This window comes from Micromonospora sp. NPDC048986 (genome assembly GCF_040649335.1).
GTDB lineage: Bacteria > Actinomycetota > Actinomycetes > Mycobacteriales > Micromonosporaceae > Micromonospora > Micromonospora alfalfae.
This window is the reverse complement of the sequence record NZ_JBEZFJ010000012.1, coordinates 234,644-248,978: the sequence shown is the minus strand read 5'-3', so window position 1 is coordinate 248,978 and position 14,335 is coordinate 234,644. Positions and strand designations below refer to the sequence as shown.

Below are 14,335 nucleotides of genomic sequence, written 5' to 3'. Positions count from 1 at the left end.
GGGCGTCTAGGCCGGGTCGAGCCAGCCCTGTTCGCCGAGGCCGGAGATCTCCAGCACCCGACGGACCTGCCGGGACGGGCGAACGGTGAGCCGCCCCGGAAACTCCTGGGCGAGCCGGACCAGGGCGTGGATGGCGGCCGAGTCGAAGAAGGTGACAGCACTCAGGTCGAGAGTGATCTTGCCGGCGGGCTCGCGCAGCGCCGTCTGGAGCATCGTGTCCGCTGTCGCCATGTCGACCTCGCCGGCCACCACGACATGGAGGTGGTCACCGTCGATCTCGGCGCTGGCGGAGAAGACGGGCGGTGCTCCCCCTTGATCCACGCTGACACCATGGCACAGCCACTCTGGCAGGGCAACAACCTCCACCGGGCGGCCGTGGCGCGGGTCACCAGCGGCTCCGGCGATAGGCTTGCGCCATGACCGTCCGCCCGCCGCTGACACCAGGCACGCTCTCCCCGATGCGACCGGTGCCATCCCAGATCGCCCGACCCGAGTACGTGGGCAAGACGCGTCCGCGGGAGTGGCGTGGCTCGCATGTTCAGACGCCGGAAACCATCGAGAAGATGCGGATCGCCAGCCGGCTCGCCGCCCAGGCGACCCAGCTCGCCGGCGAACACTGCAAGCCCGGCGTGACCACCGACGAGATCGACAAGGTGGTGCACGAGTTCCTCTGCGACCATGGCGCGTACCCGTCGACGCTGGGCTACAAGGGTTTCCCGAAGTCCTGCTGCACCAGCCTCAACGAGGTCATCTGCCATGGCATCCCGGACACCACGGTCCTGACCGACGGCGACATCATCAACGTCGACGTGACCGCGTACATCGGTGGGGTGCACGGTGACACCGACGCCACCTTCTGCGTCGGCGAGGTCAGCGAGGAGGCCCGGCTGCTGGTCGAGCGGACCCACGAGGCGATGATGCGCGGCATCCGCGCCGTCGCCCCGGGACGCCAGATCAACGTGGTGGGCCGCGTCATCGAGTCGTACGCCAAGCGGTTCGGCTACGGCGTGGTGCGCGACTTCACCGGCCACGGCATCGGCGAGGCCTTCCACAGCGGCCTCTACGTGCCGCACTACGACAGCCCGCGCCCCACGGACATCATGGAGCCCGGCATGACGTTCACCATCGAGCCGATGATCACCCTCGGCACCTACCAGTACGACATGTGGGACGACGGGTGGACAGTGGTCACCAAGGACCGGAAGTGGACGGCGCAGTTCGAACACACCATCGTGGTGACCGACGACGGCCACGAGATCCTGACCCTGCCGTGACCGACACCCCAGCGGCGCTGCGCGAGGCGCACCACGCGGACGTCTCCGGCGGGTGGCTGCGCCCGGCCGTCTTCGGCGCGATGGACGGCCTGGTCACCAACATCGCCCTGATCGCCGGTGTCGGCGGCGGCGGGGTGTCGCCCCGCAGCATCGTGCTCACCGGCAGCGCCGGCCTCGTCGCCGGTGCGATCTCCATGGGCCTCGGCGAGTACACGAGCGTGCGCTCCGCCAACGAGCAGGTCGCCGCCGAGGTGGCCAAGGAGCGCCGGGAACTGGAACGGCACCCCGAGGCCGAGGCCCGGGAGTTGGCCGACGCGTGGGTGGCCAGGGGCCTGCCCCGGGACCTCGCCACCCAGGTCGCCGAGGCGGTGCGGCGCGACCCGGAGGAGGCGCTGCGGGTGCACGTCCGCGAGGAGTTGGGCGTCGACCCCGACGACCAGCCCAGCCCGTGGGCCGCGGCGATCTCGTCGTTCCTGTTCTTCTCGCTCGGCGCGCTGGTCCCGCTGCTGCCGTACCTGCTCGGCGCCACCGAACTGTGGCTGGCGCTCGCCGTCGGCGGGCTCGGGCTGTTCGTCGCCGGTGCCGTGGTGGCCCGGTTCACCCGCCGTCCCTGGTGGACCAGTGGGCTGCGCCAACTGCTGCTGGGCGCGGCGGCGGCCGGCGCCACCTACCTGATCGGCTCGCTGATCGGCGTACCGGGCGGGCTGTGACGCGCCTCAGGTGCTGAGCAGTTCGTCGATCGTGCCGTCGACGGCGCGACCACGGGCGGCCAACTCCTCGGCCTGCCGGGCCAGCACCATCCCCACCTCGGTCATGTCCGCCCCGGCCAACCCGGTGCGCCGCACCGCGTCCCCCGGGTCCCGGAAGTAGGTGCGACTCAGCAGACCGGTCACCGTGGCCGCCGCCAGCCGGGCCTCACCGAGCATCAGCAGAGCCTGGTCGGTCTCGTACCACTCGGCCAGCCGGGCCGCCCGGGAATGCGCCGCGCTGCCCCGGTACCACGCCTGGCGGGCCGCGGTGCTGAACTCCGCCGGCCGGGCTCGCGCCAGCCGGCCGAGATGCTCGTCGCGCAGCGTCCGCAACCAGCCCGTCGGATCGTGCAACGGCTGCGTGGTGACGTACCGGTCGGCGGTCAGCGGCCAGAGCGGGGAGAGCACCCGGGCCTGGGCCAGGTAGTCCTCGGCGGCGGCCACTGTCAGATCGACGAGCACCCCGTCCACCCGCCGGGTCGCCGGTGACGGGCCGGACCCGGGTCGATAGGTGACCACCAGCATTCCGGCCTCGCGGTCCCCGCCGCCGTCGTCGTCCCCGTGCGCCAGAGGCCCGTGCACCGCGATCGCCAGCGCATCCGCCGGGAACCGCCGTCGGACCGCCTCAGCGACCCGCTCCGCGACCGTCCACCGTCGATCGTCGAGGCCCCTGTCGACGCCGGCCTGCTCACTCATCGGACCAGCTCTGTTCGCGGCTGCGGGGCTCGTAACCCCGGCTCACTCCTCGCGCTCACGGGACCACCTCGCCTTGGCTACCGAGCGTCAGCCTAGCCAGCCGACGGCGGAGCTTCGGGCGCGCCGCGCCCGGTCGGGGCCAGCCGGAAAATGTGGATCTCCCGGCCACCGGCCCGCTGCACGTACGTGTGGTACGCGGGCCACGCGTTGACCAGTAGCTGCCACAACCGGTCCCGTTCGACGCCGGAGGCCCGCTCGGCCCGCACCGCGACCCGCTGACCCTTTACGTCCACCTCGGCGGCCGGATCGGCGAGCAGGTTCATCGCCCAGCCGGGGTGGTGGGTCTGCCCCCAGTTGGAGCCGATCACCACGTACGCGTCGCCGTCGGGCACGTAGAGCAGCGGATTGCTGCGGGGCTTGCCGGAGCGGCGGCCCGTTGTGGTGATCAGCAGGGAGGGGAGCAGGCCGAGCGCGACCACCCGGCCCCGGGTGAGTCGACCAACCATCCGATCGGCCGGAACCAGCAGGCGCGCTGTGGCGCCGAACCAGCGATGATGACCGACTCGACGGACGACATTCCTGAGCACTGACACGCCGGTCAGTCTGCCGGCTGCCCGGCCCCGGCGGCACCCCCGCGCGGTCCAGTTTCGCTCGCCCGGTGGAGCGGTCAGTCCAGCCGCCGTTCGATCGGCAGTCGGGCCCGGGTGAACAGGCCCGCCCCGAGCATCGCCACCACCGGCACCAGCACCAGGACCCCGAGCGCGGGCCAGGGCACCAGAAAGGGGTACGGATCGGATACCGGCCAGTCACTGGCGTACTGCCGGTTCACCGAGACCAGCACTATCGCGGCGGTGCCGAGGCCGGCCACGATGCCGAGCACCGAACCGAGACCGGCGATCACCCCGGCCTGGCAGATCGCCAGCAGCCGGCGTACCGCTGGGGCCGCGCCGACGGCCGCGAGGGTGGTCAGCTCGGCGCGTCCTTCGGCGGCGGCGAGCGCGGTGGCGATCCCGGCCGCCCCCACTGTGATCAGTCCGGCCGCCGCCGCGAGCAGCAGGAGCACCGGTGAGACGTCACGTGGGGCGCCACCGTTCTCCACGCTCAGCGCGAGCGTCCCGAATGGCCGCAGGGCGGCGGTGAACCGTGCCTGTTGCTCCTCGTCGGGCGGGGTCGTGGTGCCGACCACCCAGCCACTCTGAGACCAGCTCAGGCCGAGTTGCTGCGCGGCGGCGGTGGACAGCAGCAGACGGGACTGGCCGGTCGCCCGGGGCAGCGCGTACCCCGGAAGGTCGTGGACGGTGATCGGCCGGTCCGGCCCGGCCTCCACCTCGTCGACCCGGACGGTCACCAGGCCGTCGTGCAGGTAGCGCGGGTCGGTCACCACCACGCCACCGGCGTGCAGCACGGCCGTGGCGGCTGCGACCGTGGCCGGGTCCACACCGGTGAGCAGGGGGAGTGCGGTCCCGTCGTCGACTCCGGGCTCGACGTAGCCGCCGAAGTAGTCCGTCTCGCGGGTCTGGCAGCGGGGATCGGCGCGGGCCTGCTGGCGCTGCGCCGGGGGGAGTTGAACGCCGGGCTGCCAGGGGCAGGCCCGGGCCAGCGGGAGCACTGGCGCGATGTCGCAGTAGCCGGCGCGCCCCGCCCCGCAACTCGGTATCTGCACCGGGGCCACCACGCCGGCGCCGAGCTGATTTCGAGCCGCGGCGGTGATCTGGGCCAGCGTGGGCTGCCCGGCCGATCCGACCGGAAGGACCATCACGTGGCCGGTCGGCAGTGCCGGCCGGTAGGCGCGCGCGTCGCGGGCGCCGTCGCTGGCCAGGTATCCGCCGAGGGCGACGCTGCTGGCGACGGCGGCCATCACGGCGCAGATGGCCGGTGCCGCGGCGGCCCGATTGCGGCTGGCATCGCGCAGCGCGATCCGTGGTGCCAGCGGCAACACCCGGCCGAGGCGGGCGAGCATCCCGAGCAGCGTGGGCGTGCAGCAGACCAGGCCCAACTCGCCGAGGATCAGCCCGGTGAGAACCACGGCGGGGGACGTCCGGGTGGCTCCGAACGCCGCCAGCCCCGCCCCGCCGACCACCAGTGTCAGTCCGAGAGCCAACCACCGGCCCGGGGATTTCGCCGGGGTGCGTCGTCCGGCGAGCCCGGCGCTGACGTCCTGCCGGGCGGCGGTCCACGCCGGTGCCAGCGCCGCGAGCACCCCGGCCAGCACCGCGACGCCACCGAGCAGGACCAGCGCGCTCGGCCAGCAGCGGTAGCCGCCGAAGCGGGCGCTGAAGACGTACTGCTCCATCAGCGGACGACCGGCGAACGCCGCGCCGACGCCGACCAGCAGGCCGGCGGCGGCCCCCAGCACACCCAGCACCACACCGTCGGCCAGTACGACCCGGCGAAGCTGGGCGGCGTCCCCGCCTGCCACCGCTACCAGCGCCAGGTCCCGTCGACGGCGACGGACTCCGACGGCGAAGGCCGGCCCGACCAGCAGGACGACCTCCAGCAGCCCGAGTCCGGCGATCAGGACGCCGGTGCTCAGGTCGTTGGGGTTGTCTCCCATGATCGAACCGAGCCACGTCCGGTCCGCTCCGGGCGCCGCGCCGGTCGGGTGTCGCGCGGTGACCACCACCCCGCTGTCGTTGAGCCGGGACACCAGCGCCTCGTCGACGGTGCCCGGCACGTCCGCCAGCCAGACACCGTCCGGGTCCGGCCCCGGACCGGTCGACGGCACGGCACCCGGATGCAGCGCCACCACCGGTCCGAGGTCGTCGGGAAACTCGACCACCCCCACCACCGTGTACGCCCTGCTGCCGTCGGCGGCGGCCACGGCGTGGCCGAGGCGCAGGTCCAGGCGACGTAGCGCCCTCGGACTGACCGCGACCTCACCGGGTTGCTGCGGCGCCCGGCCGGCCCGGAACCGCACCAGCCCGCGGGCCAACGGATCGGTGAGGTCCAGCACCCGACCGTTCACCACCTCGTCGCGGTGCGGGCCGCGCAGGGTCAGCGGAACGCGCTGACGCACCTCGGTGACCCGGCTGCCCGGCCCGAGCAGTGCGGTCAGCTGGGCCGCGGTGACCTTCGCGGGAAGCTCGCCCTGGCGGGTGGACCAACCCTCGCCCCACTCGTCCTGGTCCACAGGGGTGTTGGCGATCCACTGCAACTGCGCGTCGGCCACGCCGAGCCGGCGGTCGACGCGTTCCTGCGGGGTCAGCTCGGCCATGTCGTAGCTCGCCGCCAGGAAGGCCAGCGCCGCCACCGGCATGGCGATCATCGCGAGCACCAGGGCGGTCCGCCGCCGGGACCGGCGTGATTCCCGCCGGGCGATCCGCAGCGCCGCCCGCCAGGAGCCGGTCAGCTCGGCGAACCGCCGCCGGCCGACCGGGGCGGGCGGCGCGACCGGCCGCGGCGTCGCGGTGTCGGCCCGACCGGGGGCCCGCGTCGGACGGCGAACGGTCACCGGTCGCTGCCGGACAGCAGTTGCTCGACACTGCCCAGCGGTGCCGTCGTGTCGACCAGCACGCCGTCGCGGAGGAACACCACCCGGTCGGCCCAGCCGGCGTGCCGCGCCTCGTGGGTGACCAGCACTCCGGCGGCGCCCGCGTCGATCCGGCGGCGCAGCAGGTGCAGCACCGCCTCACCGGTCTGGGAGTCCAGCGCCCCGGTGGGCTCGTCGGCGAGGACCAGCCGGCGTTCGCCCACCAGCGCGCGGGCGATGGCCACCCGCTGCTGCTGCCCGCCGGAGAGTTGGTCCGGGAAACGGTCGCCCAACGCGGGCAGCCCCACCTCGGTGAGCGCGGCCATGGCCAGTGCGCGGGCCCGACGTCCGCTGGTCCCGTCGAGTTCCAACGGGAGCGCCACGTTCTCCAGTGCGCTCAGACTGCCCAGCAGGTTGAGCTGCTGGAAGATGTAGCCGATCCGACGGCGGCGCAGCTGGGCCAACCCGCGGCGGTCCAGCGCCCCCAGCGGCTGCCCCTCGACCCGGACCTCGCCGCCGGTCGGACGGTCCAACCCACCGGCGAGGGCCAGCAGTGTCGATTTGCCGGAGCCGGACGGCCCCATCACGGCGACCAGTTCGCCGGGTCGGACGACCAGGCTGACGCCGCGCAGCGCGTGCACCGCCGCCGGCCCGACGCCGTGGGTCCGGTGGACGGCGCGTAGGTCCAGCACCGCGTCGTCCGATCCGCTCACCGTCTCGCCTCCTCGCCGGCCCATCGAGCCGCGTCCCGCGCGTCGGGGGCATCGGGTCGGGAAGCGGGAGGCGCCGGGCCGCTGGGTTGATGCCGGACCAGACTGGTCTCGCAGTGGTCCAGCCAGCGCACCTCGGCTTCGGCCTGGAACACCATCGAGTCCAGTACGAGGCGCCAGGGAAGGTCCTCCGGCCGGTTGCTGCCGTACTTCAACCGGGTCAACTCCTGAAGGGCCCGCATCGTCGCGCTGCGTTGGGCCTGCACCACCGACCGGACGTCGACCCCGGGGGTGGTCAGCGCCAGCGCCAGCTTGATCGCCAGCTCGTCGCGGGGGCGGTCGGTACGGCTGATCGGGGTGGCGAACCACAGCGCCAGGTCCGCCCGGCCGGCGTCGGTGATCTCGTACGGGCGCTGCCCGGCCTCGCTCTCCGGCAACGGGCGCACCAGACCGTCCCGTTCCAGCCGGGACAACGTGGTGTAGACCTGCCCGATGTTCAGTGGCCAGGTCGAGCCGGTCGACTCCTCGAACGCGGCGCGCAGCTGGTAGCCGTACATCTGGCCGCGTTCGAGCAGGGCGAGCAACCCGTGACGGATGGACATGGAAACGGAGTATGCATACCTGGTATGCGTACCGCAACCGGAGTGGACCGGCTCAGGTCGGTCGACCGGGAAACGGGACAGTCAGCGGGGTCAGCCCCGCGGTCTTGCGCCACCGGGTGGCCCGCACCGCGTACTCGACCAGGGCGGCAAGCGCCTGGTCCCGTTCGGCGCCGGTGGTGGATGCCAGGGCGGCCCGCCAGTGCGCGGCCGTGCGCTCCTCCACCTCGACGGCGAGCCGCAGGGCGCTGGCCCGGTCGGTGACCGGGAACGGCAGGGCGTACCCGGCACGGTCCGGCGGGACGACGCCGCCGGCCGTGGTGAGCTGTACCACCAGCGCGTCGCGTCGGCGCCGATGCGCGGCCTCCGCCTGGCGTGCCGCGTCCCGTGCCGCTCCGCTGAGCCGGACACCGATCCGTCCGTAGGCGTAGATGGCCGCGTACTCGGCGGACAGGGCGGAGGCGAGTGCCTCCCCGGCGGACGGCTGCCTCACTTCAGTGCCTCCTGATGAGTCGCCCGGGCGGCGACGATCGACCCGAGCAGTGCCGCCCGCTCCGCTGGCGCTGCGGCGCAGGCGGCGGCGGCGGACTGCTGGGCGGTCTTCTCCAGAGCCCGCAGGGCGGCGCGCGCGCCGTCCGGATCGGCGGCCGGCGCGGTGGTCGGGGCGGCGGGGGCCGCCGAGGGCACTGTCACCCCGATCACCCGGGCCAGCTCGGTGGCGTGCGCGGTGTGCGTCTCGGCGATCGGGTTGAGCCGGTCGGCGAGCTCGGGATGGGCGGTCGCGTTCGCCCGGTACGCGGCGGCCAGCGCGAGTGACTCGTCCACCATCGGCCGCAGCGGGTCGGGCGGCGGGGCTGGTTGGTCGTCGCGGTCGAAAAGATCACAGCCGGTCAGCGGCGTCACGGTGCCGCCGAGCACCAGCAGCGCCCCGGCCCTCAGGAGCTTTCGCCGGGAATGTCCGGATGCTTGGTCGCGCTGTGTCGTTCTGCCGATCCCCACCGGCCAAGTCAACACCATCCGTGCCGGTCCGGGGGTCACCGGCGTCGGTGCGCCGCCCGGTCCGCCGCCGGGCAGGCGCGTTACGCTCTGCGCAACCACCGGCGTGTCCACTCCGGTGGCGTGCCGGCATGGCGGGACCACGGGTCCCCGTCGACCAGGGAAAGGGTGCGGAGATGACGCAGCGTGGCCGTGCCACCAGGCCGACGGGTCGACCCCGCGGTGCTGCGGGCCCCCGCGGCGGTGACCTCGCCGCCCGACGGGACCGACTGCGGGCCGTAATCGAGCCGGTGGTCAACGACGCCGGCTACGACCTGGAGGACCTGTCGGTTTCCCGGGCCGGCCGACGGCACGTGGTGCGGGTGATGGTGGACACCGACGGCGGGATCGACCTGGACGCCGTCGCGGACGTCTCCCGCGCGGTCTCGGCGGCGCTGGACGCCGCGGAGGAGACCGGTGGCGACATCGTCGCCGGCGAGTACCAGTTGGAAGTCAGCTCGCCCGGCGTCGACCGACCGCTCACCCTGCCCCGGCACTGGCGGCGCAACGTGGGTCGACTGGTCAAGGTGACCGCCCGGGGGGCGGCCGCGCTGCCCGGTCAGCGGGGCGAGCAGCCCGCCGGTGACCGTCAGCTGACCGGCCGGGTGGTCGCGGCCGACGACGAGGGCGTGCACCTGGAGACCGACGACGGCCGCGCCGCCTGGGCGTACGCCCAGCTGGGCCCGGGCCGCGTGCAGGTCGAGTTCACCCGGCTCGCCGAACTCGGTGAGCCGGACGACGCGGACGATTCCGACGATTCCGACGATTCAGACGACATCGACGACGAAGATGATGTGGAGGACGAGGAGAGGTGAACATCGACCTCGCGGCGCTGCGCGCACTCGAGCGCGAGCGGGAGATCCCGTTCGACACGATTCTCGCGGCGATCGAGACCGCGTTGCTGACCGCCTACCGGCACACCGACGGGGCCGAGCCGCACGCTCGGGTGGAGATCGACCGCAGGTCGGGCGCCGCCCTGGTGTACGCGCAGGAGATGGATGCCGACGGCAGCCTGGTGCGGGAGTGGGACGACACCCCGCACGACTTCGGCCGGATCGCCGCCATGACCGCCAAGCAGGTGATCCTCCAGCGGTTGCGAGAGGCCACCGACGAGGTGCACTTCGGTGAGTACGTGGGCCGCGAGGGTGACCTGGTCACCGGCGTGGTGCAGGCGCACGAGACGCGTACCGAGAAGGGCATCGTCAGCGTCGACCTGGGCAAGCTGGAGGGCGTGCTGCCGCAGTCCGAGCAGGTGCCCGGCGAGCGGTACGCGCACGGCGAGCGGGTCCGCTGCGTCGTGGTGCACGTGGCCAAGGGCATGCGCGGGCCGCAGATCACCCTGTCCCGGTCGCACCCGGCTCTGGTCAAGAAGCTCTTCGCGCTGGAGGTGCCGGAGATCGCCGACGGCACCGTCGAGATCGGAGCGATCGCCCGTGAGGCGGGCCATCGCACGAAGATCGCCGTCCGCTCCACCACCCCCGGCGTGAACGCCAAGGGCGCCTGCATCGGCCCGATGGGTCAGCGGGTGCGAGCCGTGATGAGCGAACTGCACGGTGAGAAGATCGACATCATCGACTGGTCGGACGACCCGGGCACCTTCGTCGGCAACGCGTTGTCGCCGGCCAAGGCGCTGCGGGTCGAGGTGGTCGATCTGGCCAACCGGGCCGCCCGGGTGACGGTTCCCGACTTCCAGCTCTCGCTGGCGATCGGTCGGGAGGGGCAGAATGCCCGACTCGCTGCCCGATTGACCGGTTGGCGGATCGACATTCGTTCCGATGCGGAGCAGACCGCGCCGGCAGCGCGTGGGGTAACTGATCACGTGCGGGAGCCGGGCGGCGCGATCTCGGGGAGCTAGGGGTAGACTTCCTCCAGTGGTACGACGCGCGCAGCCGGAGCGCACCTGTGTGGGTTGCCGGCAACGTGCGCCGGCCAGCGAATTGCTGCGGATCGTCGCGGTCAGGGACGAGGCTGGTCACAGTCTCCGGCCTGATCCACGCCGCAGGCTGCCGGGTCGGGGAGCGAACATGCACCCGGATCCGGCCTGCTTCGCGCTGGCGGTGCGGCGCCGCGCCTTCGGGCGTGCGCTGCGCAGCACCGAGGTCCTCGACCACGGTGCGCTGGCGGAGCACGTCGATGCGCCAACCACTACGTCCGGTCAGCCCGACCGGGCGAGGGTCGCTAGCAGGGTAGGACGACCGACATGAGCACACGATGAAGTCCCTGAAATGACCAGGCTTCAAGTGCACGAGTGAGGTCGCTGCGGGTGCTGCCCGCACGACCTCGGAGTGAGGAGTGCAGTGGCAGGCAAGGCCCGCGTACACGAGCTTGCAAAAGAGCTCGGGGTCGAGAGTAAGACCGTTCTCGCCAAGCTGAAGGAAATGGGCGAGTTCGTGAAGTCCGCGTCCAGCACCGTCGAGGCGCCCGTCGCCCGGCGGCTGCGTAACGCATTCGTCGCGTCCGCCGGCGCCCCGGCTCCGGCCGCCCCGTCGGCGCCCGCGTCGACGCCGGCTTCAACCCCGACCCCGACGCCAACCCCGACCCCGGGCGCGCCCCGGGTCTCGGCGAAGCCGATGCCGCCTCGGCGGCCGGCCGCGCCGGCACCCGGTCCGAAGCCCAAGGGTCCGGTTCCCGGTGCGCCGCAGACGGCGGCCCCGGTCGCCAAGCCGGCGAGTGCCCACGACATCGAGGTGGCGGCCGCGGAGGCGCGTGCCGCCGCGCTGAAGGCTGAGCAGGAGGCCGCGGTCAAGGCCGCGCAGGCCGCCCGCCAGCAGCAGCGGGACAACCCCGTTCGCCGGGAGCCTCCGGCAGAGGGCGGTAACCGCCCCGGCCCTCGGCCGGGTCCCGCGGCGATGCCGCCCCGTCCCGGTTCGCCGGCAGCTCGTCCGAGCACGCCGGCTCCCGGTCCGGGTGCCCGGCCGGGCGGTCGTCCGCCGGCGCGCGGCGCCGGTAACAACCCGTTCGGCATCCAGGGTGGCCAGCAGCAGCGGCCCCCGGCCGCCGGTGCGGGTGGCCCTCGGCCCAACACCCCGGCGGGCATGCCGCCGCGGCCGAGCCCGAACTCCATGCCGCCGCGGCCCAGCCCGGCGTCCATGCCGAGCCAGCGTCCGGCTGCCGGTCGCCCCGGTCCCGGTGGCGCAGGTCGTCCCGGTGGCGGCGCAGGTCGTCCCGGTGGCGGTGGCGGCGGTTTCCGTGGCGGTCCCGGCGGTGGCGCCGGTGGCGGTGGCGGTTACCGCGGCGGCCCCGGTGGCGGCGCGGGTGCCGGCGGTGGCGGTGGCTACCGTGGCGGTCCCGGCGGCGGTGGCGGTGCTCCCGGTGGCGGTTTCCGTCCGGGTGCTCCGTCCGGCGGCGGCGGTCGTCCGGGTGCCGGCGGTCGTGGCCGTGGCGGCGGTGCCGCGGGTGCCTTCGGGCGTCCGGGTGGCCGGCCGACTCGCGGTCGCAAGTCCAAGAAGCAGCGCAGACAGGAGTTCGACAACCTGTCGGCTCCGACCATGAGCTCGGGTGCTCCCCGGGGTCAGGGTCAGGTCGTCCGGCTCTCCCGTGGCGCCTCGCTGTCGGACTTCGCCGACAAGATCAACGCCAACCCGGGTTCGCTGGTCCAGGAGATGTTCAACCTGGGCGAGATGGTCACCGCGACCCAGTCCTGTTCTGACGACACCCTGCAGCTGCTGGGTGAGCACCTGGGCTTCGACATCCAGATCGTCAGCCCGGAGGACGAGGACCGCGAGCTGCTCGCGCAGTTCAACATCGACCTCGACGCGGAGGTGGCCGAGGAGCGTCTGGTCAGCCGCGCGCCGGTGGTGACCGTCATGGGTCACGTCGACCACGGTAAGACCAAGCTGCTCGACGCCATCCGTAAGGCGAACGTCGTGGCCGGTGAGGCGGGTGGCATCACCCAGCACATCGGTGCGTACCAGGTGCACGTTCCGCACGATGGTGTGGACCGCGCGGTGACCTTCATCGACACCCCGGGTCACGAGGCGTTCACCGCCATGCGTGCTCGTGGTGCCCAGGTGACGGACATCGTGATCCTGGTCGTCGCGGCCGACGACGGCGTGATGCCGCAGACCATCGAGGCGTTGAACCACGCCAAGGCGGCCGACGTGCCGATCGTGGTCGCGGTCAACAAGGTCGACAAGCCGGAGGCCAACCCGGACAAGGTCCGCCAGCAGCTGACCGAGTACGGCCTGGTCGCCGAGGAGTACGGCGGCGAGACCATGTTCGTCAACGTGGCAGCCAAGCCCGGCATCGGCATCGAGGAGTTGCTCGAGGCCGTCCTGCTGACCGCCGACGCGTCGCTGGAGCTGACCGCTCCGATCGACGGGCCGGCGCAGGGTGTGGCCATCGAGGCGCACCTGGACAAGGGCCGCGGTGCGGTGGCGACGGTGCTGGTGCAGAAGGGCACCCTGCGGGCGGGCGACTCGATCGTCGCCGGTGGGGCGCACGGCCGGGTCCGGGCCATGCTCGACGAGAACGGCAACCAGCTCTCCGAGGCTGGGCCGGCGCGTCCGGTCATGGTTCTGGGTCTGACCGCGCCGCCCGGTGCGGGTGACACCTTCCTCGCCGCGGCGGACGACCGCACGGTGCGGCAGATCGCCGAGCAGCGACAGGCACGGCGGCGGGCGGCGGCATTCGCCAACTCCCGTGGTCGGGCCACCCTCGAGACGCTCATGGAGCAGCTCAAGGAGGGCGAGAAGACCTCGCTCAACCTCATCCTCAAGGGCGATGTCTCCGGTTCGGTGGAGGCCCTGGAGGACGCGCTGTTCAACCTCGACATCCCCGAGGAGGTCCAGCTCAAGGTCCTCGACCGGGGCGTCGGCGCGATCACCGAGAGCAACGTCATGCTCGCGAGCGCCTCGTCCGAGCCGGTCACGATCATCGGCTTCAACGTGCGGGCCTCGAACAAGGTCCGTGAGATGGCCGACCGCGAGGGCGTGGAGATCCGGTACTACACCGTCATCTACCAGGCCATCGAGGAGATCGAGGCAGCGCTCAAGGGCCTGCTCAAGCCGGAGTACGAGGAGGCCGAGCTGGGCAGCGCGGAGATCCGCGATGTCTTCCGCTCGTCCAAGATCGGCAACATCTCCGGTTGCATCGTCCGGTCGGGCATCATCCGACGCAACGCGAAGGCTCGACTGCTTCGGGACGGGACGGTCGTGGCGGACAACCTCACGATCACCTCGCTCAAGCGGTTCAAGGACGACGCCACCGAGGTCCGCGAGGGCTTCGAGTGCGGTCTGACCCTGGGTGGTTACAACAACGTCCAGGTCGGCGACGTCATCGAGACCTTCGAGATGCGGGAGAAGGTTCGCGCCTGATCCGGCAGTGACACGCTGATCAAGGGGTTTACGCCGCTCGGCGTAAACCCCTTGATCATGCGGGGCGGGTTGGCGGTATCGTCCGGGGCGATGTTCACCGGAACCGCGGTCTTCGACCTGCTGCTGCCGGGCGACTCCAGGTCGCTCAAAGCCAAGAGATCATATGTACGGCCGATCGTGGCGGCGCTGCGCCGCTTCGAGGTGTCGGCCGCCGAGGTGGGTGCGCTCGACCTGCATGGTCGAGCGCAACTGGCGGTGGCCGTGGTGGCCGCCGAGACGGCGCACGTCCGCGAGGTGCTCGACTCCTGTGAGCGCCTGGTGGCCAATCGCCCCGAGGTCGAGTTGCTGTCGGTTCGACGCCGGCTCTACGGCGTGGACGACGACTGACCATGGTGCCGGCTGTGCCGGGCGACCGGAGCGGCCCCGAAGGTAATGTTCGAGATGTTGGCCGGTCGGCCGGCGGCCTCCTGGCCGTCGGGTCGACCGGA

At 72.7% G+C, this 14,335-nt stretch carries 15 protein-coding genes; 7 read left to right on the top strand and 8 right to left on the bottom strand.

What is annotated here, in order from left to right:
* Nucleotides 1-6 precede the first annotated feature (6 nt).
* Entirely contained in the window at nt 7-321 is a 315-nt protein-coding gene (locus AB0B94_RS24320; protein WP_238686840.1) for an STAS domain-containing protein, read from the bottom strand.
* A 95-nt stretch (nt 322-416) separates the two neighbouring features.
* Here AB0B94_RS24320 and map point away from each other — a divergent pair, with 95 nt between their 5' ends.
* Together map and AB0B94_RS24310 are read left to right on the top strand one after the other, a co-directional pair.
* Complete coding sequence (gene map / locus AB0B94_RS24315; protein WP_357183077.1) at nt 417-1,274, top strand: type I methionyl aminopeptidase; 858 nt, start codon at nt 417-419, stop codon at nt 1,272-1,274.
* Nucleotides 1,271-1,984, top strand: coding sequence for a VIT1/CCC1 transporter family protein (locus AB0B94_RS24310; protein WP_357284426.1), 714 nt, complete (start codon nt 1,271-1,273; stop codon nt 1,982-1,984). The genes map and AB0B94_RS24310 overlap by 4 nt, the downstream gene beginning before the upstream one ends.
* 6 nt (nt 1,985-1,990) lie before the next feature.
* On the opposite strand, the gene AB0B94_RS24305 is transcribed toward AB0B94_RS24310, so the two are convergent.
* The 7 genes from AB0B94_RS24305 to AB0B94_RS24275 form a co-directional block, all read right to left on the bottom strand.
* Nucleotides 1,991-2,719 (bottom strand): nucleotidyltransferase domain-containing protein, encoded by a 729-nt coding sequence (locus AB0B94_RS24305; protein ID WP_357284423.1) that lies wholly within the window; start codon nt 2,717-2,719, stop codon nt 1,991-1,993.
* Nucleotides 2,720-2,811: 92 nt separating this feature from the next.
* Nucleotides 2,812-3,312: a nitroreductase/quinone reductase family protein gene (locus AB0B94_RS24300; protein ID WP_357284420.1), complete on the bottom strand. Its 501-nt coding sequence runs from the start codon at nt 3,310-3,312 to the stop codon at nt 2,812-2,814.
* Between the two features lie 74 nt (nt 3,313-3,386).
* Nucleotides 3,387-6,170, bottom strand: a complete 2,784-nt coding sequence (locus AB0B94_RS24295; protein WP_357284415.1) for an FtsX-like permease family protein — start codon at nt 6,168-6,170, stop codon at nt 3,387-3,389.
* Nucleotides 6,167-6,925: an ABC transporter ATP-binding protein gene (locus AB0B94_RS24290; protein WP_357284411.1), complete on the bottom strand. Its 759-nt coding sequence runs from the start codon at nt 6,923-6,925 to the stop codon at nt 6,167-6,169. The genes AB0B94_RS24295 and AB0B94_RS24290 overlap by 4 nt, the downstream gene beginning before the upstream one ends.
* The gene (locus AB0B94_RS24285) at nt 6,898-7,500 is read right to left on the bottom strand and encodes a PadR family transcriptional regulator (RefSeq protein ID WP_357284407.1); all 603 of its coding nucleotides are present in this window, start codon (nt 7,498-7,500) and stop codon (nt 6,898-6,900) included. Before AB0B94_RS24285 ends, AB0B94_RS24290 begins: the two co-directional genes overlap by 28 nt.
* A gap of 52 nt (nt 7,501-7,552) precedes the next feature.
* Complete coding sequence (locus tag AB0B94_RS24280) at nt 7,553-7,990, bottom strand: ferritin-like domain-containing protein (protein ID WP_357284403.1); 438 nt, start codon at nt 7,988-7,990, stop codon at nt 7,553-7,555.
* Nucleotides 7,987-8,514, bottom strand: a complete 528-nt coding sequence (locus tag AB0B94_RS24275; RefSeq protein ID WP_357284399.1) for a hypothetical protein — start codon at nt 8,512-8,514, stop codon at nt 7,987-7,989. Before AB0B94_RS24275 ends, AB0B94_RS24280 begins: the two co-directional genes overlap by 4 nt.
* A gap of 155 nt (nt 8,515-8,669) precedes the next feature.
* On the opposite strand from AB0B94_RS24275, the gene rimP reads away from it, so the two are divergent.
* From rimP to AB0B94_RS24250, 5 genes are all read left to right on the top strand, one after another.
* The gene (rimP, locus tag AB0B94_RS24270) at nt 8,670-9,347 is read left to right on the top strand and encodes a ribosome maturation factor RimP (RefSeq protein WP_357284396.1); all 678 of its coding nucleotides are present in this window, start codon (nt 8,670-8,672) and stop codon (nt 9,345-9,347) included.
* Nucleotides 9,344-10,387, top strand: a complete 1,044-nt coding sequence (nusA, locus tag AB0B94_RS24265; protein WP_238671748.1) for a transcription termination factor NusA — start codon at nt 9,344-9,346, stop codon at nt 10,385-10,387. Before rimP ends, nusA begins: the two co-directional genes overlap by 4 nt.
* Before the next feature lie 16 nt (nt 10,388-10,403).
* Nucleotides 10,404-10,736 (top strand): YlxR family protein, encoded by a 333-nt coding sequence (locus AB0B94_RS24260; RefSeq protein ID WP_112624296.1) that lies wholly within the window; start codon nt 10,404-10,406, stop codon nt 10,734-10,736.
* A gap of 93 nt (nt 10,737-10,829) precedes the next feature.
* Complete coding sequence (gene infB, locus AB0B94_RS24255; protein WP_357284391.1) at nt 10,830-13,847, top strand: translation initiation factor IF-2; 3,018 nt, start codon at nt 10,830-10,832, stop codon at nt 13,845-13,847.
* Between the two features lie 90 nt (nt 13,848-13,937).
* Nucleotides 13,938-14,234 carry a DUF503 domain-containing protein gene (locus AB0B94_RS24250; protein ID WP_091400377.1) on the top strand — a complete coding sequence of 99 codons (297 nt, stop codon included), beginning with the start codon at nt 13,938-13,940 and terminating at the stop codon, nt 14,232-14,234.
* Nucleotides 14,235-14,335 lie beyond the last annotated feature (101 nt).